The organism is Pseudomonas sp. AM8, assembly GCF_036346475.1.
Classification (GTDB): Bacteria; Pseudomonadota; Gammaproteobacteria; order Pseudomonadales; family Pseudomonadaceae; genus Aquipseudomonas; species Aquipseudomonas marginalis.
This window is the reverse complement of record NZ_JAOTNX010000002.1, coordinates 902,739-922,629: the sequence shown is the minus strand read 5'-3', so window position 1 is coordinate 922,629 and position 19,891 is coordinate 902,739. Positions and strand designations below refer to the sequence as shown.

14 protein-coding genes and 2 pseudogenes are annotated in these 19,891 nt (G+C 56.1%); 9 read left to right on the top strand and 7 right to left on the bottom strand.

Translation table 11 applies throughout. The features are described from left to right. Positions 1 to 37 precede the first annotated feature (37 nt). Positions 38 to 571 carry a glycoside hydrolase family 19 protein gene (locus V3W40_RS09275; RefSeq protein ID WP_330214907.1) on the top strand — a complete coding sequence of 178 codons (534 nt, stop codon included), beginning with the start codon at positions 38 to 40 and terminating at the stop codon, positions 569 to 571. Positions 572 to 616: 45 nt separating this feature from the next. On the opposite strand, the gene V3W40_RS09270 is transcribed toward V3W40_RS09275, so the two are convergent. Further along, positions 617 to 976 (bottom strand): hypothetical protein, encoded by a 360-nt coding sequence (locus tag V3W40_RS09270; protein WP_330214906.1) that lies wholly within the window; start codon positions 974 to 976, stop codon positions 617 to 619. Between the two features lie 675 nt (positions 977 to 1,651). Continuing rightward, complete coding sequence (locus V3W40_RS09265) at positions 1,652 to 2,557, bottom strand: hypothetical protein (protein ID WP_320337344.1); 906 nt, start codon at positions 2,555 to 2,557, stop codon at positions 1,652 to 1,654. A gap of 212 nt (positions 2,558 to 2,769) precedes the next feature. Between V3W40_RS09265 and V3W40_RS09260 the strand changes: the two genes are divergently transcribed. Continuing rightward, positions 2,770 to 6,162: a TM0106 family RecB-like putative nuclease gene (locus V3W40_RS09260; protein WP_330214905.1), complete on the top strand. Its 3,393-nt coding sequence runs from the start codon at positions 2,770 to 2,772 to the stop codon at positions 6,160 to 6,162. A 22-nt stretch (positions 6,163 to 6,184) separates the two neighbouring features. Here the strand turns inward: V3W40_RS09260 and V3W40_RS09255 are convergent. Further along, positions 6,185 to 6,364 (bottom strand): annotated as a pseudogene (locus V3W40_RS09255) (hypothetical protein); the annotation flags it as partial. Between the two features lie 217 nt (positions 6,365 to 6,581). Between V3W40_RS09255 and V3W40_RS09250 the strand changes: the two are divergent. Beyond that, on the top strand, positions 6,582 to 7,634 hold the full coding sequence (locus tag V3W40_RS09250; RefSeq protein WP_330214904.1) for a hypothetical protein: 1,053 nt from the start codon (positions 6,582 to 6,584) through the stop codon (positions 7,632 to 7,634). A gap of 100 nt (positions 7,635 to 7,734) precedes the next feature. On the opposite strand, the gene V3W40_RS09245 is transcribed toward V3W40_RS09250, so the two are convergent. Then, positions 7,735 to 7,887 carry a hypothetical protein gene (locus tag V3W40_RS09245; RefSeq protein ID WP_330214903.1) on the bottom strand — a complete coding sequence of 51 codons (153 nt, stop codon included), beginning with the start codon at positions 7,885 to 7,887 and terminating at the stop codon, positions 7,735 to 7,737. Between the two features lie 425 nt (positions 7,888 to 8,312). Between V3W40_RS09245 and V3W40_RS09240 the strand changes: the two genes are divergently transcribed. Together V3W40_RS09240 and V3W40_RS09235 are read left to right on the top strand one after the other, a co-directional pair. Further along, positions 8,313 to 12,077: a hypothetical protein gene (locus V3W40_RS09240; protein ID WP_330214902.1), complete on the top strand. Its 3,765-nt coding sequence runs from the start codon at positions 8,313 to 8,315 to the stop codon at positions 12,075 to 12,077. Positions 12,078 to 12,615: 538 nt separating this feature from the next. Then, on the top strand, positions 12,616 to 14,490 hold the full coding sequence (locus V3W40_RS09235) for a DUF4209 domain-containing protein (protein WP_330214901.1): 1,875 nt from the start codon (positions 12,616 to 12,618) through the stop codon (positions 14,488 to 14,490). Between the two features lie 153 nt (positions 14,491 to 14,643). Here V3W40_RS09235 and V3W40_RS09230 read toward each other — a convergent pair. Next, a pseudogene (locus V3W40_RS09230) lies at positions 14,644 to 14,887 on the bottom strand (Arm DNA-binding domain-containing protein); the annotation flags it as partial. A gap of 437 nt (positions 14,888 to 15,324) precedes the next feature. Further along, entirely contained in the window at positions 15,325 to 15,687 is a 363-nt protein-coding gene (locus tag V3W40_RS09225; protein ID WP_330214900.1) for a winged helix-turn-helix transcriptional regulator, read from the bottom strand. Positions 15,688 to 15,799: 112 nt separating this feature from the next. Here V3W40_RS09225 and V3W40_RS09220 point away from each other — a divergent pair, with 112 nt between their 5' ends. Together V3W40_RS09220 and V3W40_RS09215 are read left to right on the top strand one after the other, a co-directional pair. Beyond that, the gene (locus V3W40_RS09220; protein WP_281112983.1) at positions 15,800 to 16,534 is read left to right on the top strand and encodes an SDR family NAD(P)-dependent oxidoreductase; all 735 of its coding nucleotides are present in this window, start codon (positions 15,800 to 15,802) and stop codon (positions 16,532 to 16,534) included. Positions 16,535 to 16,607: 73 nt separating this feature from the next. Continuing rightward, positions 16,608 to 17,207 carry an NADPH-dependent F420 reductase gene (locus V3W40_RS09215; protein WP_330214899.1) on the top strand — a complete coding sequence of 200 codons (600 nt, stop codon included), beginning with the start codon at positions 16,608 to 16,610 and terminating at the stop codon, positions 17,205 to 17,207. 62 nt (positions 17,208 to 17,269) lie between these two features. Here the strand turns inward: V3W40_RS09215 and V3W40_RS09210 are convergent, their stop codons facing one another. Next, positions 17,270 to 17,722 carry a winged helix-turn-helix transcriptional regulator gene (locus V3W40_RS09210; protein WP_330214898.1) on the bottom strand — a complete coding sequence of 151 codons (453 nt, stop codon included), beginning with the start codon at positions 17,720 to 17,722 and terminating at the stop codon, positions 17,270 to 17,272. A gap of 91 nt (positions 17,723 to 17,813) precedes the next feature. On the opposite strand from V3W40_RS09210, the gene V3W40_RS09205 reads away from it, so the two are divergent. Together V3W40_RS09205 and V3W40_RS09200 are read left to right on the top strand one after the other, a co-directional pair. Then, the gene (locus V3W40_RS09205; RefSeq protein WP_330214897.1) at positions 17,814 to 18,839 is read left to right on the top strand and encodes an SDR family oxidoreductase; all 1,026 of its coding nucleotides are present in this window, start codon (positions 17,814 to 17,816) and stop codon (positions 18,837 to 18,839) included. Positions 18,840 to 18,929: 90 nt separating this feature from the next. Continuing rightward, positions 18,930 to 19,871 (top strand): SDR family oxidoreductase, encoded by a 942-nt coding sequence (locus V3W40_RS09200; protein WP_330214896.1) that lies wholly within the window; start codon positions 18,930 to 18,932, stop codon positions 19,869 to 19,871. Positions 19,872 to 19,891: the final 20 nt, after the last annotated feature.

Genomic DNA, 19,891 nt, shown 5'->3' with positions numbered 1-19,891 from the left:
GTCTCGACATGTTTCTTTATGATCGATGAGGTTGATCATGCCTATAACCGAGCAGCAGCTGCTGCAGATACTCCCGAACGCCGGCCGCCAAGCCGGCGTTTTTGTTCCTGTGCTGAATGCCGCCATGAACCGTTACGGCATCGTTGGAGCGGCACGCGTTGCCGCATTCATCGCCCAGGTCGGGCACGAGTCGGGCCAGTTGCGATACGTCCGCGAGATTTGGGGCCCCACTGCGCAGCAGGCCGGCTACGAAGGCCGCGCCGACCTGGGCAACACAGTAAAGGGCGACGGCTCCAAGTACCGTGGCCGAGGCCTGATTCAGATCACCGGCCGGGCCAACTATGCCGCGTGCGGCGAGGCCCTGGGCTTGGACCTGGTCAATCAACCTGAGCTGCTGGAGCTGCCGCAGCACGCGGCGATGTCGGCGGCCTGGTTCTGGTCTACGAAAGGCCTGAACACACTGGCGGACCAGGGGGATTTCACGAAGATCACCCGCCGCATTAACGGCGGACTGAACGGCCTGGAAGATCGCTTGCAGTTGTGGGGTCGGGCGAAAAAGGTGCTGGCATGATGCCTATACAGAAGATGGCCGGCGCTCGGGTATGCCAGCTGTATTTCAAGGCGGTGTCTCCTTGAGCACCCTCAGTTCCTGCAGCAGCCGCTGATTCTCCCGGATCAGGTGTTCGCTCTGGCTCGACATCATCATCAGGCCCATGATCTTTTTGCAGATCTCCGAGTTTTCGAGGTTCGTGCGACTTACCTCGGCCTGTGCCTTGCGCAGTTTCGCTTCTGCCGAAGCCATGCCGGTGGCTAGCAGGTCGTTCATCTGAACCAGGCCGGCGATGTTCGCGCGCGCCTTGCTCAAAAGCTGCTGACTGGTCGTCAGTTCATCCTCGAGCAGCGCGCACTGGTGCTTGTACATTTCCAGCGGCGTAGGGCAGCCAAGCCACGCCGAGGTGTCTTCGTCTATGTTCATGGTGGGAAAACTCAAATACTGTATGCGCATACAGTAATCGAGGTGTTGCGGATTTGGGAGTGGTGTTCGTCGGCAGGACGCCGGGGGAGGTTTTTTCTGTCTAATACTACCTTGCGCTAACCCGGTTTCATTGGCCTTAAAGCATCCAAAATGACGATAGGGTTTTAGACAGGGTGAGGCTGAAAGCCCCGTAGAAAAAGCCCCGAGAGCCGATCAAGCCCATACTGCTGCATCAGTGGCGTGTCGTGCGCAAAACCTCATCCAGAGACCGCGTGTTTCCATTTGCATAAGCACAAAAAAGCTTATGTTTTGCCGAGCAATAAAGGGGTTGTATCCTTTTTGAATCAATGGCTTAGCTGGATACAGTCCCCAGCATGGGGTGCTAGGGGTCGAGTGTTCGAATCACTCCGTCCCGACCATATTTTTCAAAGGGTTGCGAGATTTTATCTCGCGACCCTTTTTTATTTCTCTTCGTTTTTACCCCTACAAAACCACTGGCTCTGGGTGGAATCCTCACGGCTTCCGCGTGGGCGGACGCAGGCTTTGGCGCTCACGCGTGGTCTCTTTACCAATGTTGATTGGTCTTTTTCTTCAGGTCCTGACGTTTTTGAGTGTTTAAGACTATTTTCCTGCGTATTGAGAACTACATACAGGTCAACCATCAGCTTGTATATCTCAGGTCGCTCGGGTCATCCTACGTACCCGGTAGTTAGGCTTGGGCGGCACTGGGATCGTATAGCCGTCGGGGACTAGACTGCGTAGGTCATAGCCCATCATGAATAATCCAGCTTCAAAGGCGTGGCAGCGGTCTACCAGCTGAGGCTGCTTGGCGAATAGTTCGGACCCTTCTAGTACCGCGCGGATGATCCAACCTAATTGGAGCTGGCGCCGTGCCCAAAGGTGGCGACTGGTGGTGGAGAGTTGCGGTGTACCGTTGTAGCCAAGCTTTAAGTGTTTTGGGTTTCGAATCTGGTCGCCGATCCCTGGCCCCCAGGCGAAGTCCAGTGCCTGCGGCGCAGTGGTGCCGGTGCCTTGGCGGTAAAGGCGGTAGAGCAGCGCGATGGCGGCACCGACCCGGCCGTCATAGATGGGAGAGCCAGTGGTATCGAGCAGGGCATGGATCTTAGTCATGCCCGAGTCGAATCTTAGGATGTTCTGCTTGGTGAGGTGGTTGAGCTGCTGCTTGCGGTCCAGCGCGAGAAGCGCCTGGCACTGCTTTAGGTAATTCACCAAGTTCTTGTCGTGCATTTGCTCTTTGAGGAATCCGACGGCGCCATCGACATTTCCCCACGCTAGGATCGCTTCGCAGGCCCCATGCGTGGCGAACTCATCGCGGGCTCGAACCGCAAGGCGCAAGCGAATGCGCAGCCGGCGCAGCTCCGCCTTGACCGTCTCCCAGTTCCCGCCCCACTGGTATTCCGCCTGAACCGCTTCGATACCTTGAACCTTGCAGTCGATCGCTTTGCGCACGAACCTGCTGCGCGAGACCTTCAGATGCACTGGCAGAGTGGGGAGGTTTTCGATTAGCCACTGGATGAGGCCGAGCACGTCCGGTTGCTCGAGAAACTGCTTGCGATTCATTCCATGGTTCCTAGTCGCGTCGTGATGAGGATCAAGCTCTAAGGTAGCGCGACGGGGTATGTTTGAGTGCCTGTTTTTCGATCCACAGTGGATCTTTCACTATTGACTACACTCGACGAGCGGGCATTCGCTTTGGCTAATCCTAAAAGTCACTTGAGCTGGCATTTGGACGACAGAGCATCTGAATGGACTTTTGATGAGGTCGGAATCAAATGCAAAGGCAAGGCGATTCGATTTTTCTTAGTGCTTCTGACTTGGTTGGACATCTTAACTGCCGGCACTTAACGAGCCTTGACTTGGCGGTGGCGAATGGCGAGCTAGAACGCCCTGCTATCTGGGACCCATTGCTGCAGATTCTATGGGAGCGTGGCACGCGACATGAACAAGGCTTTGTCGAGCACCTACGATCCCAGGGTCTATCCGTGACAATCATTGACGGTATCGGAGTTGATGACGAATCGGTTGAGCGCACAAGGAGCGCCATGCTCGCTGGGGATGAGATCATAGTACAAGGCGCGTTTCGCGCGAATGGTTGGGTGGGTCGCACGGATGTCCTCAGGCGAGTAGAGGCCGAGAGCAATCTTGGAGCATGGTCTTATGAGGTGATCGATACCAAGCTTGCTCGTGAGACGAAAGGTGGAACTGTCTTGCAGCTTTGCTTGTACGCCGATCTAGTCGGCACCATCCAAGGGGGTTGCCCGACACATAGCTATGTAGTTGCCCCATGGTCCGGGTATGAGCCTCAGATGTATCGAATGGACGATTACGCAGCGTACTTCCGACGAGTCAAAAGCAGTCTTGTAGCTGCTATCGAGCACGCGGGGGAGGTGATCTATCCCGAACCGAAGGAGCATTGCGACATCTGTCGTTGGCAGAGTCGTTGCGACCGGAAACGTCGAGAGGATGACCATCTCTCGCTTGTGGCCGGGATTACCAAAGTCCATATCGATGAGTTAAGACGGCACGGCATAGAAACTATGACGGATCTAGCAGCAATGCCGGTTCTGCTTCCATGGAGGCCCTCGCGCGGGGCAGTACATTCGTACGAGCGGGTACGAGAGCAGGCGCGCATTCAGGTCGAGGGACGCGAAGCAGGGAGCGTGCTTCACAAACTTTTACCTGTTACGGAGGGATTCGGTTTAGCGAGCTTACCCGAACCTTCAGTCGGGGATATCTTCTTCGATCTGGAGGGCGACCCATTTGCTGGGGAAGGCGGCCTTGAGTACTTGTTTGGTTATACTTTTATTGATGGTAACAATGGCATCGCTTATACGGCTGACTGGGCGCTATCTCGTGAGGAGGAAAAACTGAATTTCGAGCGTTTCATCGATTTCGTCGTCGCTCGACAGGAGCAATACCCGGATCTGCACATTTACCATTTCGCACCCTATGAGCCGGCTGCTCTAAAACGGTTGATGGGGCGTCATGCAAGTCGTGAAGAAGAGATTGATGCTCTTCTGCGCTCTAAACGTTTTGTTGACCTTTACAGCGTGATACGAAATGGTCTGCGAGCGAGCGTGGAAAGTTACTCGATCAAAAAGCTTGAGCCCTTATACGATTTCAGCCGAGATACAGAACTTTCAGAAGCAAACAAGGCGCTTGCTAAGGTTCAAGCATGCCTTGAGCTGGGAGATTTAGCGTTCATCAATGATGTTGATCGTTCTGTTGTGACTGGATACAACCGAGATGATTGCGTATCTACATGGCGACTTCGGGACTGGCTAGAAATACAGCGCACCAACTTGATCAACGTTGGCAATATCATTCCTCGACCGGAAGTCCCTGGGAGCGTGCCAAGCGAGGCACTTGGTGAATGGCAAGAGAAGATCATTGGGCTTATCGAACGGTTGACGGACGGGGTTCCTACTGATGCGGCGGAGCGCACGGCCGAGGAGCATGCTCGATGGATTCTCGCGCATTCGCTCGACTGGCACCGGCGAGAACAGAAGGCGCTTTGGTGGGAGTATTTCCGTCTTTCCGACCTCATGGCAGAAGATTTGCTCGACGAGCGAGCTGGACTTTCAGGTCTAACATTTGTGGGCGTGAATGGGGGAACCGCTAAGGCACCCATTCATCGCTACAGCTTCCCTCCTCAAGAAACGGAGATGCGCGGCAGTGAGGATTTGCACACTTTGGGAGGCAGGAAGCTAGGCAGCGTCGACGCAATTTCTCTGGATGAACGTTGGGTCGATATTAAGAAAAGAGGGGACAGTGCAAATATTCATCCTGAGGCAGTTTTTTCCCACACAGTTATTAATACGACTGTCCTCGCCAATGCGCTTGTTCGCATCGGCGAACATGTCGTTGCTCATGGGATGGAGGGAGGCGGACCCTTTCAGGCCGCTCGTGATCTTCTGATGCGTCTGCCCCCTCGTATAGGCAATCAACCGATCCAGCATGAAGGTGAGCCTGCCCTAGATGCCGCACTCCGTGTTGCGGCACATATCGAAAGTGGACTGCTTCCAATTCAAGGGCCGCCAGGTGCCGGCAAGACGCACACAGGCTCACGTATGATCTGTTCTCTCGTGCAAGCCGGGAAGACTGTTGGAGTAACTGCCAATAGCCACAAGGTCATCCGCAACCTTCTCGATGGAGTTGTGAAGGCTTCTGAAGAAATGGGAATTGATGTTTGCTGCTTTCAAAAACCTTCGGAGATGGAACCAGATCAGCAGCGATTGCGATTTGTAAAAAGTAATGCTGATTTGCTAAACGCCATCGGCAGCAGAGCAAATGTGGCAGGAGGGACTGCTTGGCTGTGGGCGTCGCCTGATGCAGCGCACTCCGTGGATGTGCTGTTTATTGATGAAGCGGCGCAAATGGCGCTTGCGAATGTAATTGCTGTATCACAAGCGGCGAATAGCGTTGTGTTGCTAGGCGATCCGCAACAACTCGATCAGCCGATGCAGGGTAGTCATCCAGAAGGCACTGATGTTTCAGCTCTGCATCATATTCTTGGTGAAGAGCAGACGATTGCGTCTGACCGAGGACTTTTTCTTGCGGAGACATGGCGTCTTCATCCGGACATCTGCTCCTATACGTCCGAACTATTCTACGAGGGGCGTCTTCATCCTCGCCCAGGATTGGAGGCTCAAGCAATTCGCTCACCCGGACGCCTCAATGGTTCAGGCCTCCGCTATGTTGCAGTCGTTTCTGAAGGCAATCAGAGTTCATCGCCGGAAGAGGCTGATTGCGTTCGAACGCTCGTGGAGGAAATCCTTGCGTCAGGCACTACCTGGATCGACAGACATGGTGTTGAGCGACTGATATCGCTTCAAGATATATTAATCATTGCTCCCTACAATGCGCAGGTGTTCGAGCTACAGGACCGCATTTCGGGCGCTCGGATCGGAACTGTCGACAAATTCCAAGGACAGGAAGCGCCGATCGTTATTTACTCGATGACAACATCAAGTTACGCCGATGCACCGCGTGGCATGGAGTTTCTCTACAGCCTAAACCGACTGAATGTCGCTACATCACGTGCAAAATGTGTATGTGTACTCGTTGCATCGCCTACTTTGTTTGAGGCCCAATGCCGAACACCCCGCCAGATGCAACTCGCCAATGCTTTCTGCCGTTACGATGAACTTGCGACGAAAATATAGAAAAAGGAGTTAGTAATCCTGACGGCCGCTGCGTTTTCTGCTGCATCACCATGGCTCGTGATGATACGTACGCGCCAGGAGCGACATCGCGCACGCGGAGCTTGGGCTTCATTAAATCGCAGGCTCGAAGCTTGCTGCCGATGGCCAGATCGAAGAGAGCCAGATCTCTGCGTCGATGCCTGCCCCTGCGGTCCAGGACCAGGCGGAGAAATCAGACTTCGTCATGAGCGTTTATCCGAAAGGCGACAGTGGGGCAGTATCCCCGTCGGTGCAGGGCGGATAAATACGCCGGCCGGAATACAGTTGTGAGACGCAATAATCAATCAGCGGATGCGTTTGAACGATGCCATGCAAGGGTAGCCTGTCACCTATAAGATTTAGGGCTTCAAAAACAGTAATGCGATGAGGTTCGTGTTCCAATGCAGCAACTTAATATCGCTGTGCCTTATGACGAACGATGCGTGCTCACACCAAGTGGTTGCGCGGTGGTGTGGCCGTTTCTGAATGCAAAGAAAGGCGATGGTCCCTATGAGCTATTTCTGGACACCAATGCCCTGAGTAAAGTGGATTGGGCGCGCCAGCTGCCGCAGTACGTCCGAGACCAGTCAATTCTGAATCCGTTGCCGGCGCTGATGGAACAGTGGTTTTCCAATCCAGAGTTTCGCGCTGACCCGATTACCCGGATAGACGCGATGACCCAAACCTTGTGCGATTTGGGCTTTAACTTTCGAGCGAATTTCGCCGAGCAACAAGTGGCAATTTTACGCAGGAATGAAGCGGCACTGAAGACGCAGTTTAGCCTCATTTTTCCCTATGTAGTGATCATGAAATCATTGCTGTCGAGGAAGATGCCGGTGGATACGGCGCTGGCTGAGCTTGATCGAATTGGCCAAGCTGATATTCCGCGCTTCACTTCCAGCCTTATGTTGACTGCCTTAGGGGTTGTGCTGAAAAGTAAGCAGGCGCTCAAACTCGACGGGGATACGAAGCCTGCCTACTCGTATCTGGATTCCTTCCTGGCTTTCCAGTCGGGACAAAAGGTTGAGGGCAGCCACATCACAGTGCCGTACCTGCGCAACCGGGCGGGGGATTTGAACCTATGGTTGATACTGCCGACGCTACGCCAGCAGGGTTATTCATTTATTGGCACACCTGCAGTGGTCACGGGTGATAAAGCACTGCACCGATTGATCCTGCGCGTACTGCCACCGCTGCTGCATGTCAGTCAGAAAACGTGCTTTTCCATCTTTCCGGAGGGATTGGATGAGGCCCAATGCACGAAAATTCTCCAGACGGTACAGGCCGTTGGGATCAGAGACGAGATGACCACGGAGCAGCGCCGGCAGCGAATGGCGGCGTTGTTCGAGTTGGCCAAGGATTTTTGTGCCAACGCTGAAGAGCGTGCGGCCGTAGACGAAAGTTGGCAGGAATGGTGCCTGCCGGGGCTTGGGTTGGATATCCGATTGGACTGAACTGCCAGCGCCGGTCCTGATTGCTCAGGACCGGAATTAGTTTGGTGAACTACGCGCTGGCCAATATCACGGCAGTGCCACCGGCGACTTCATCAGAGAGTCACGACTCGATCAACTCCCGCACCCGCGCCGTCAAGATGCCGAGTTGTGGAAGTGACTTGAGGATGGCCTGCATCAAGGCGCTTTCACTGCCGCGAAAGCCATAAATGGCCTGTTTGATATCGCCCACCCCGTAGTCATGCCCTGTCGGCATGATGCTCTCGACGTCCTTTTATCCATCGGTGTTGCGTTTATCAATATAAGGCGTGGTCCTGTGGTTCTACTAAATCGATATTGGTGGGGAGGCTGCCCATCAGAACAATGGGCAGGCCTGTACCTAGCGCAATCTGCAGAAGGCTGCGCGCAGTTCCAGGGAGGGGCAGCTTATGGCCGTTTTCTGCCGGTCGCGATTACAGGCAACAATCGGCCAGCAACGGCCAGTCTGCCCGATAAATAAATACCCTCCACTTTCCACCTTTTCCGTTGGAGACATGCCTACAGAGGCAAGGTACGAGGCGCTTTACGTACCAATGCGGTGTGCCTAGCAGTCCTGTTCTGGCGTGGGTTAGAGTGTGTCTACGCCAAGGAGCCGCGTAGTCTCGGCAATCACCGCTACATCATGTAAAGGGAGAAAAAACGTTGAAGTGGATCAGTGCGCTTGAACTAGGGCAGTGGGCCGACACCCTCCAAGGCAGGGATAAGATGCCCGAGCTGGTAGCGGACCTGATCTGGGCCACCGCCACTAGGGTGCGCCGGCTTCGTTTTTTGTACGGTGACATGGGGCAAGTTCGAGGCTTCGATGGCTATCTCGATGTTGATGCAACATCCCCGTTCGTGCCAGACGAAAAGTCAATTTGGGAGTTCGGAACCAACGGTGCCGGCAAAACCAAGGCCGAAGGCGACTACAGCAAGCGCACCAAAGAGGTCACTGCTGAAGATCGTGCCGAGTGCACTTTGGTCATCGTCTCGCCCAGGACGTGGGACACGCCAACAGTAAAAGTTGAGGACTGGCTTGATGAAAAGAACGAGCTGGGTGAGTGGAAGCGTGTCGTCTACCTGGATGGCCCGCTGCTGGAGGATTGGCTTGCGCAAAGCCCAGCAGTTGCCTCGCGTTGGGCGCGGCATGCATTCAAACGCGCGCCCCAACACGGCGTGCTAAGCACGGATGAGTTCTGGGAGTTCTTTTCCCGCCGCTTCGAGCCTGCACTGGTCGAAGATGTTTTGCTCGCCGGGCGCGAATCCCAGGCCGAAGACTTGCTGCGAAACCTGACCCAGGGAAGTGGGCGGCTGGCGTTCGCCGCCGACACTACCGATGAAGTCATTGCCTTCGCGGTCTCCGCGATCCGCAAGGCGCCCGAGCCAGTGCGCAAGCCGCTGGAAGCGCGTACCTTGATCGTTGAGACGGAGGAGGCTGCTCGGCACCTGGTCAACACGAGCACCCTTATCTACTTGCCCCGGCTCGCCGCGCGCAGCTGTGTAGGTCTATTGAAAACTTCGGGGCCAACAGTGATAAGCGCCGGAGCAGAGGACAAAAAGAACGATCATGTCGACCTGGTACGACCGACCAGCACTCAGCTTGGTAAAGCATTCACCGGTATGGGCATGTCTGAAAGCGAAGGGTATGAAGTTGCCCGTACCTGTGGTCGGAGCCTAGCGGTCTTGGCTCGACAGAAGCCAAGTGGTACCGCTGAGTTGCCGAGGTGGGTCGGCGATGCCGACGCTTTGATACCGGCCATGCTGGCGGGGGCATGGGTCTGCAATGTTGAACATGATCAACAAATCCTCAGTTCGCTCAGCCAAAAACCTTATGACGAGACAGAGGACGACCTGCTCAAATTCTTGATCATGCAGGATTCGCCCATCGAGAGGGTTGAGAATTTGTGGGCGACTAAAGCCCCAGTCGATGCGTTTCTGCACCTCGCTCATCGGGTTGGGCGTCGGCACCTGGAGCAGTTCAAAACAGCTCTGATCGCCGTTTTCCAAACGGCTGTGGCATCGCACAAACCACCCACTGCAAACGAACCCTTCGTGCTGCGCAGCAAGCGCGACCAAGAAACCTCGCACAGTGAACAGCTCAGAAACGGTTTAATGACGACGTTGCTACACATGGCTGTGCTGCATAAACATGCGGGGTTCACCGTTGCGGGTGGTGATCCTCAAGTCTTTGTAGACGACTTGATTAGATCGATTCCCGGACTGTCGAGCGACTCCACGTTGATGGCAAGCCTGAGCCAGAATCTTGTGTTGCTTGCAGAGGCATCACCCCGGTCTTTTCTAGAAGCCCTTGAGCGTCAGCTTGAGGGCGTCTCGCCGACTATCTTGCCCATCTTCGATGAGCACCCAGGGATGCTCACGCCCGTGACATACCACTGCGGGTTGTTGTGGGCGCTGGAAGTAATCGTCTGGGATGCCAGCTACTTTGAGCGGGCTGTGCTGTGCCTTGCCAAGCTTGCGGCGATCGATCCGGGCGGCAAGTTAAGCAACCGACCCATCAACAGCCTACGCGCTATTTTCCTCTCTTGGATGCCATGCACTTCTGTGAGAACGAAGCGTCGGTTGGCCGTTCTGCAATCTACCTTGAACGCCGTCCCGAGTATTGCTTGGCCGCTCCTCTCCAGCTTGCTTCCCAGCTCAGGGGATACCAGCTCGCCAATTGAAAAGCCGAAATTTCGGGAGTACGAGCAGGATGACGGTGAAACACTGACATATGGTTTGGTCTGGGAGAGCGAGGCCAAGATCATCTCGCTGGCGGTCGATGCGGCAGGTTCAACGCCAGAGCGTTGGATCACATTGATTAACGCACTGCATCATTTCCAGCAGGATACTTTCGAGGTTACCGTCGAACGGCTCAGTGCGGTGCTGAGCGTCGCGGAGGCTGATGACCGCACGCAAATCTGGAAAGCCTTGAACGTGCAGGTCAAGCATCACCAGAAGTATTCGAGTATGGATTGGGCGATGTCGAAGGAGCGGGTTGAATGTTTAGTGCCGCTAATTGATCAGTACGCGCCCGAAGTGCTGGTAGAAAACCATACTTGGTTGTTCGATGACTGGACGCCACCTGTGGAAGGCATGGACGACGAAGGCGCCGATTTTACCCAGCTCATTGAAAATGCTCGTTTGCTAGCTATGAAGGTGGTGTATGACGCGCTCGGTATTCAGGGCGTTCTGCAACTGGCGGACCGCGCCAAGCTTCCGCACTTCGTGATTTATTCCGCGTTGCGCCTTGAACTGTCCTATGACGAACGCCTTGCATTGTTCACAGGCCTGCTAGCTAGGGATGTGCAGGAGCTTGAGCTCGCAGCTGGTGGGGTCATGGCAGACGGGGTCGTGCGGTTCGATGATAGGTGGAAAGAGGACACGCGTTCTGCGCTTATTGGCAGCGGCCTGACTGCTGACCGTGTAGCGAGGGTGATCGAGCGTATACCGGAGAATAGGCAGACATGGCTATACGTAGAGACCTTCGGAAATGAAGTAGCTCGAGCCTATTGGACTGCAAAATCGCCCTATCCCCTCGATGTAAGCGCCGATGAGCTCCTCCATGCAGTGGGCAAATACCGAGAGGTCGGACGTCCTGTCGCCGCCTTGAGCGCCGTATCCCATCGCCTTGGTGAGATTCCGACACAGGAAGTCGTGTCGCTGTTGATGGAGGGAGTTGCAGAGCAAAACGCCAAGCCAAGTGCTCAGTTGGCCACCAGCTTCTTCGACATTGAAAAGGTCATCAAGGAGTTGGCCGGGCGACCGGACACGACGGTGGAGCAAATGGCGAGCCTAGAGTTTGCCTACCTCCCTCTACTGCGCAATGAGCCTGAAGCGCTGCATCGAATGCTGCTTGAGCAGCCCAGCTTTTTCATGGAACTGGTGTGTCTGGTGTTCAGAGCCAAGGGGGCAGAGCCGGTGGAAGCCTCTGCATTGCAGAAGGGGCGGGCCACCACTGCTTACCAATTGCTGAAAAGTTTGAAGTCATTGCCAGGTCAGACGGATAAAGAGGTCAACCAAGATGCCTTGCTGGCGTGGTGCCTTGAGCTCCGGCGCCTAGCAGCAGAACAGAATCGTCAGGACATTACTGATCAGTTGATCGGCCAAGTACTGGCCCATGCCCCAATGAGTCCTACGGATGGCGCCTGGCCACACGAAGCCGTTCGGCATGTCATAGAGACACTCGCTTCTTCGCAGGTAGAGCTCGGGATTCGCATCGAAAGGGTCAACATGCGAGGCGTGTTCTGCAAATCACTCGGAGAGGGTGGCGACCAGGAGCGGGCTTTCGCTCAACAAGCACAGGAATGGGCGCAGGCGTCATTGGATTTCGTACGTACCCACGCAATGCTCGAGCTTATCGCTCGGAAGTGGCTGGAAGATGCTGGACGTGCAGACACCGAGGCAAAGCAGGACGCGATGCGTCATTGATCCCGACGCCAGGATCGAACAGGGGGCAGTTATTTGTTCCTCTCTCAGGACATTGCTTGCTGAGCAGTCGATCACCTAACGGAGAATGTGAAGTACTAATCATGTCTCGCTGCTCATCGGGCAACAAAAGTTCGCGGGTCGGTTAAGTGGCCGGTTGTGGCCACACTCGTAAGCCTCCAGGTTGCTCTAACCTGCTTATGGTGAATGTGGTCGTTTTGGAATGCTCTTTAGCAAAGGTGGCCGGTTACTGCCTCTCGTGAGGATTAGAAATCCACTCAAACCTGACCTTCGCCAAAGGCAGCAATCGGCCAGGATTAGACGCTCGGAAATATTGACGATATGCCCAAGTAATCATCGTTTGCGTCGACAGATTCAACTTACCCCGCATCGCCAGGGACGCTGCCGGGTTGCAAGCCCTAGGTGTTAATTTTAAGCATGAGCCATCGGCGGAAACTTGGTCATTGTTCATATTCCTGCTTCTATTTGGGGAGGTTTACCCGTTCGAGCTTCTCGATGGGGCGCGATAGAAAGGAAATTTATGAGTTTGGATGAAAGCGCCAAGCCCCAGGCAGGTGATGCAGAGATCTTGGTGACGGTTGAGAACTTCGAGTCTGTTGATCTCGATGCTGCGCTCGACGGGGTGGATACGGTCGAAGGGTACACAATATTTTCGCCCCTATTTCAGGCTGCCGCTGATGCTGACGCCCGAGGAGAGCACGGCACTGGCTACGCATACCGACTGCTCGCGACCCTCGCCGCCTTCTGCTTCAGAGTACAAGACCCAGCGACTATTTTCGGCCCTATGGTTCAGAATTCCGTGGTGCGGACCACCACTGCGAGCGATGTTTCAACTGAGCAGAATCAAGTGTTGGCTAAGGTCGCCCATTCACTTTCACATCCGGCGTTACGAGCTAGGGTCGCAGACGTGGTCTGGTACAACGATCGAAAGCAGTGGCGAATGGCCGAAGTCGCCGTAGAAGCTTATTGCGAGGTCATTGAAAAACGTTTGTCGGGCGTATACCGGAACAGCTACCTGGAAGAAGATTGGGTGGATCAGCATCTACTCGACTTCATCGAGCGTGCACTGCAGATTCTTGCGGGTACCGGTAAACGATCTCGAATCCCCGCGAGAGTCAAAGCATGTGTCCATGAGCTTTATAGTCGTGCTAAAGGACATTCGCATTTTGTATCTTTCATTCGAATCGCTCGCTTGGCGCAGAGCTACGATTTAACGACCTGGGAAACCATTGCAGAGGATGCCGAGCGTCTGGCGTCATCTCTTGACGATGACGCATACCCAATGGCAGTTAAAGGCCTTTGGGATTTAGCGGCGGACGCACAAGGGAAACGGAATAATGTGGAGGCGCAACGTCGTTGTAAAGATGCGTCCATTGAGCAAACCCTTCGAATGCGTGATCAGGTCCATTCGCCGATGGCCAAAGCCTCATGGACTTTGGACGTTATCGGTGAGTTGCGGGCAATAGGTGGGCACCGAGATCGGATCAAGGCTCTTCGGCTCGAGCTGGTGGAGCTACAAGATCAAGCGCTAGATGAACTTGCGTGTTTCACCGTCCCGATGGATCTCAGTGAGGAGCGAAAGGGGACGGTTGAGCTGTTCGAAGGGCTAACGCTACCGGACATTTTTTACCAGTTAGCGGCCTGGTGGCGACCGGTGCCGATCGCGGATCTGCGAGCGACCGCTCTGCGGAGCAGGGATGAGTTCCTTTTCAGTTCTATGTCGAACAGTTACATCGATAGAAAAGGTAGAGTTTCTGTTTCCTCTCCTAGTGATGGGCATGCCAGCGAAGAGCCGGACGAAGAGTGGTTTAAAGCTCAATGGCTGCGTGAGTTGGACCTACGACGGCATATCGCCGTCGCGTCTGCGATTGAACCGGCGTTACGAACTACAACACAGCGTTTTCCGATCGAGGAGCGACATTTTCCCCCAATAGTTGCCGCCAGCCCCTTCGTACCTCAAGGACATGCAGAGGTTTTCGCTCTTGGATTTGCACGCTTGTTCCAAGGTGACTATTGCTCCGCGGCGTTTCTACTAATCCCACAGCTCGAAAATTCTATCCGCTACGTCATGACCAATGCCGGAAAAGAATCTTCCAAGATCAAACCCGATCTGTTGGAGGAAGACAGGTCGTTAAGTGGTTTACTACAGAATATGCGCCCTGAGATGGATGAAGTATTTGGGGCAGATCTGGTGAATGAGATCGAGCTGCTCTTCCACCACAAGGGGGGGCCCAATTTGCGCCATCAGCTGGCGCACGGAAAACTCACGATCGGAGACTGCTATCACCATTCAGCCATCTATGGTTGTTGGTTGATCTATTGGCTGACTTGCAAGCCGCTATTGCGGAACTGGAAGCAACATATCGCGCCTCTAATTGAAACTGCCGCTCACTGATCTGAAACGTTAGTTCGGCCGTTGAGGCCCATTCAAACTTGGGGCTTCGCAGGGACATGAAATTAGGCTCCCATGGAGCACCTGGGCGGCGTTTTGGAGTGGGCGGTGATGGGGGCGGGCGTTTGTCTAATCGCTCCACGAGTCGCACGGCAGCTCATCAATGAGCGCTCGGGTCTGGTTGTGGGTCTTGCGGATGTCCGTCAAGGATTTGCGCGGCCAAGTTCCGCAGGCATACTCTTTGTTCTGGTCGCCCCAGCGATACCGATAGAAAAAAACTGACTGACACACCGTCCTTACGGAATGAGATTCGACCGGCCAGATTGCCATCCTCCCTGAGGATCCGATCGGCCTCATTGTCGGTCAGCGACTCGAGTTCTTTGATGGTGATTTTGGCCATGAAACGGACTCCCCCTACTTTTACCCCCACAAAAACGTCGGCTCTTGATGGACGTTACTGGACTCTCGTAGAGCAGAACACCGCTGGAGCTCAAGTAAATACTAGCTTAGAAAAATCCATAGTAAAATTTTGGAAGCTTTCAAGAAGTATGAAAAAGGAGATGGGGTGCTAGGGGTCGAGTGTTCGAATCACTCCGTCCCGACCATATAATACAAAGGGCCGCGAGATTTTATCTCGCGGCCCTTTTTTATTGTTGATCGTTTTTACCCCTACAAAACGGTAGGTTCTCAGTAGAATCATCAGCGCATCTTGTGATGTGAGTTCACTTCATCTCTGGCCATTCTTCGCGCTGCCTTTGGCACCAATCCTGTCTGAGTTTTCTCTATCTTTCTCAGCTATTTCGCATGCGTCCCACTCAGCGGTCCGTCTGCATCCCGCTAGGCCAAGGTATCGCGCTTGGCGAAGATGCTTGCCATTTGCGCTGCGTTCTCGGTCCCCCAGGTGCACAGCGGGATGATCGCATCAGCCAGACTACGGCCGAGCGGGGTCAGCGTGTAGTCCACGCGCGGGGGCACTTCCTTGTAGTCGTTGCGTGCAAGCACCTGATCGGCTTCCAGATCCTTCAGCTGCTGGATCAGCACCTTATCGCTGACGCCAGGGATCAAACGCTTGAGCTCGCCATAGCGTTTCGGCCCGCCGCGCAGGAAAAACAGGACCAGCGGTTTCCACTTGCCCGAGATGATGCGCAGCGTGGCGTTGAGCCCGCAACCGGTGTCGCAGATTTCAGATGTCGTCTTCATTTTTTGATACTTACCAAAAGGTGCATACTTGTCCTTAGGTTATCAGCGCTGCATCCTTGTCTCAAGCAAGCAATTTCCTGCTTGGGTACAACGCCAACCAAGGATGCACGTCATGACCAGATTGAATGGAAAGACCGCCGTGATCACCGGCGGCGCTACCGGTATAGGCCTCGCCGCAGCGAAGCGCTTCATCGAGGAAGGCGCTTTCGTCTTCATCTTCGGCCGCCGCCAGGAAGCGCTCGACGCGGCCATCGCCGAGCTTGGGCCCAATGCCCGTGCGGTGAAGGGCTCGGTCTCTGATCAGTCCGACCTGGACCGGCTCTACGCGGCGGTGAAGGCCGAGCGCGGAACCCTCGACATCGTCTTCGCCAATGCCGGGGCGGGAAGCCCGCTTGCGCTCGGCAAGATCACCGTCGAGCACATTGACGAAACCTTCGAGACCAACGTGAAGGGCGTGATCTTCACGGTCCAGAAGGCGTTGCCGCTGATGGGGCAGGGCGGTTCGATCATCCTGACCGGGTCGAGCGCCGGCACCACGGGCGCGCCGGCATTCAGTGTCTACAGCGCAAGCAAGGCGGCCGTGCGCAACCTCGCGCGGACTTGGGCGGAGGACCTGAAGGGCACCGGTATCCGGGTCAACGTGTTGTCGCCCGGGCCGACGGCCACCGAACTCGCGAAGGCAGCGCTCGGCGAGGAAGGCATGAAGGTCTTCGCCGCGATGAATCCGCTCCAACGCATGGCCGACCCGAAGGAGATCGGAGCGGCAGCCGCGTTTCTCGCGTCGCAGGACAGCAGCTTCATGACCGCCAGTGAGGTTGCCGTCGACGGCGGTCTGGCACAAATCTGATTCGCTACGCCCGAGCGGTCACTCCATTCCCTCTTCGGAGCCCGCAAGGCGTGGTAAACCAAAGGAGATTTTTATGAGCTACGCAATTATCGGCTTCGGCAAACTGGGCCAGGCGCTTGCCAAGGCGTTTGCCCGCAAAGGCATCGAAGTATTCGTTGCAACCACGCGCGATCCGCAAAGTTTTGCAGCCGATGCGGCCGCGATTGGCCCCGGGATTATTGCAAAAACACTGGCGCAAGCCCTCGAGGCGGACATTGTCTTTTTGGCTGTCCGTTACGAGTCGCACCGGGAAGTCGCGAAGGCGCTGCAGAACTGGGAAGGCAAGACCGTCATCGATGTGACCAATGCCTACGGCGTGCCCCCTGAGGAACTCGGCGGACAGCCATCCTCCAGGGTCGTCGCGCAGGCCTTTACGGGTGCGAGACTGGTCAAAGGCTTCAACCATTTGGTCGCTGCCGTTTTAGACCAGGACCCGGCCGTACAGGGTGGCAGGAGAGTGGTGTTCCTGGCGAGCGACGATGACGGCGCCGCAGCGGAGATTGGTGCGCTCGCGGAAAATCTCGGTTTCTCGCCGATCAAACTGGGCGGGCTTTCGGAAGGTGGAATGCTTGTGCAGGCGCGCGGAAATAGCTGGGGTCAGCTGATCTTCAAGGACTTGGTCAAGTTCGATTGATGGCGCTTATACGTTTGGATAAGTGCCAATTGCGCCCTGACAGGGCGCGTTTGCCGCCTTGTTCATCCCCCGCTCTCAGGAAAGATGCACCCGCCATTGCGGACCAGCGCCTTTACTTCCTCGCTCACCTGCATCGGGTTTTGAGTTAATCGAGCAACAAACTCCTCGCGGCGCCGCACGTATGACTTCGAATCATGCTTCGCGCTCCAGAGCACGATATTGATCACAATTGGAATGAGGTCCAGGCCCTTCTCGGTCAACGTGTAAAAGTCCTTGCGTCTGTCGTCGGGGCTGGGCGCCTTCGAGAGAACGCCTTGCTCCTCCAGAAAGGCAAGGCGAGAAGCAAGCACATTGGTCGCGATTCCTTCTTCCGACTTCAGGAAATCCCCATACGTCTTCTTCCCAACAAAAACGATGTCGCGAATGATCAGGAGCGACCACCGGTCGCCAAAAATCTCCACGCCGTAGTTCACCGCGCAATGGGACCGAAAGTCTTCTTTAAGAGTCGTTTTCATGGCTGGATATTAGCATCACTTGCATGTCGCAAGTAAAATTCGATTCGATCACTTGCTTTTTACAAGTGAAAAGACCAGCATGGATCCTACGTTGAGTGAGTTCACCGGATCGCACCAGCGCGTCTCGTATCACTCTGCTCAGAAGGGCCAATACATGCTCGTTTTTGTCACTGGCGGCACCGGCCACGTTGGTTCGTACGTCATTCCCGACCTCATCGCAGCCGGCCATGAGGTCGTCGCTCTGGCAAGGTCAGACGCGTCCGCAGCAACGGCGTCCGCGCTCGGCGCCAGGGTGCGTCGTGGAGATCTTGCCGACCTCGAAGGGCTCAAGGCGGCGGCGGTCGAGTCCGACGGCGTCATCCACCTCGGATACAGGGCCGAACTGCTTCCCTCCGGCGGGATCGCCGCCTTAGTCGAATCTGAGCTCGCGACCGTCCTCGCGTTCGGCGAAGCGCTGGCGGGCACGGATAAGCCATTGGTCGTTGCAGGCAGTATCGGCACGCCCATGAACGTGGGCAGGGCAGCGCCTATCGGCGCACCGGTCAGCCTGGGCCGTCCGGCGACCGAGGATGATCCCGCTCTACCTAACGGCCCTATCGATTCAGGCACTCTGTTGGCACGCAATGTCGTGGAAACCGCCGTCGTGGGCCTCGCCGAGCGAGGAGTCAGATCGTCGGTCGTGCGGATTCCCACTCTCTTACACAGTGCGACCGGTCGCCTGCAACTGATCATGCTCGCGAAAACAAAGGGTTTCGCCGGCTACCCGGGAGACGGCAAGAACCGCTGGCCCGCCGTGCACGTCCGCGATCTCGCCGCTCTGTTCCGCCTGGCGCTCGAGAAGGGGGCCGCAGGCAAAACCTGGCACGGGATCGGCGACGAGGGAATCCCGTTCCGCGAGATCGCCGAAGCTATAGCCGCTCGCCTGGGAGTCCCAGCCGTGAGCATCCCCGCGGACGAACTGATGCTGCCGGGCTACTTCGGGTTCCTGGCGGCAGTGGCCACGCTGGACCTCCCCGCATCGAATGCCATCACCCGCCAGGCGCTTGGCTGGGACCCCGTCCAGCCCGGCCTGATTGAGGACTTCGACAACGGCCATTATTTTCCGCCGACGACCTGAGCTGACGGTGGGGCGCCGGATTACACAGGTGCCCGGCACAGCCCCCCCTTGCACCTTTTTCCGCACCCATCACCCATGAGGAACACGCATATGCAGGTTTTTGTTACCGGCGGCACCGGCCATTCCGGTCCGTACGTCATCTCCGACCTTATTGCTGCCGGCCATGAGGTCACGGCTCTGGCTCGGTCCGACACGGCCGCGGCGCAGGCTGCTGCGCTCGGCGCCAAGGTACGTCGCGGCAATCTCGAGGACCTCGACGGTCTCAAGGAAGCGGCTGCAGCCTCGGACGGCGTCATTCACCTCGCGCATCGGCAGGACCTGATTCCAACCGGTGGGATCAACGCCGTTGCGGCCGCGGAGCTTGAGATCATGCTCGCCTATGGCGAAGCATTGGCCGGAAGCGCAAAGCCGTTGGTCGTGTCTGGAAGCGTCGGCTCGCCGGGGTGGGAGGGCTTGGGCCGGCCGGCCACCGAGGAGGATCCGCCCCTTCCAGGCGGCGATCCGTACAAGAATACCCTGCGGGTTCGGAACATCGTGGAAACCACGGTGATCGGTCTTGCGGAAAAGGGCATACGGTCTTCTATCGTGCGGATCCCCGAGATCATGCACAGCTCCACCGATAACGCCGGCTTCCTACCGTTGTTGATCGGGCTGGCCAAGGAAAAGGGGGTTGTCGGCTACCCCGGAGAAGGTACCAACCGTTGGGGGGCCGTGCATGCCCGTGACCTCGCCACCGTGTTTCGCCTGGCGCTGGAAAAAGGTGCGGCGGGCAGAAGCTGGCATGCAATCGCCGAGGTGGCTATCCCATACCGCCAGATCGCCGAAGCCATTGCCAGCCGCTTGAATCTGCCGGCCGTGCCCATCCCTGCGGACGTGCTGATGCTGCCTGGCTACTTCGGGTTTCTTGCGAATCTGGTCACGCTGGACACCCCGACATCGAACGCCATCACGCGCCGGGTGCTTGGCTGGGAACCGACCCAGCCCGGACTCTTCGCCGATCTTGATGGCGGACACTACTTTCCGGCCGACTGATGAAGTGACGGCGTAACCCG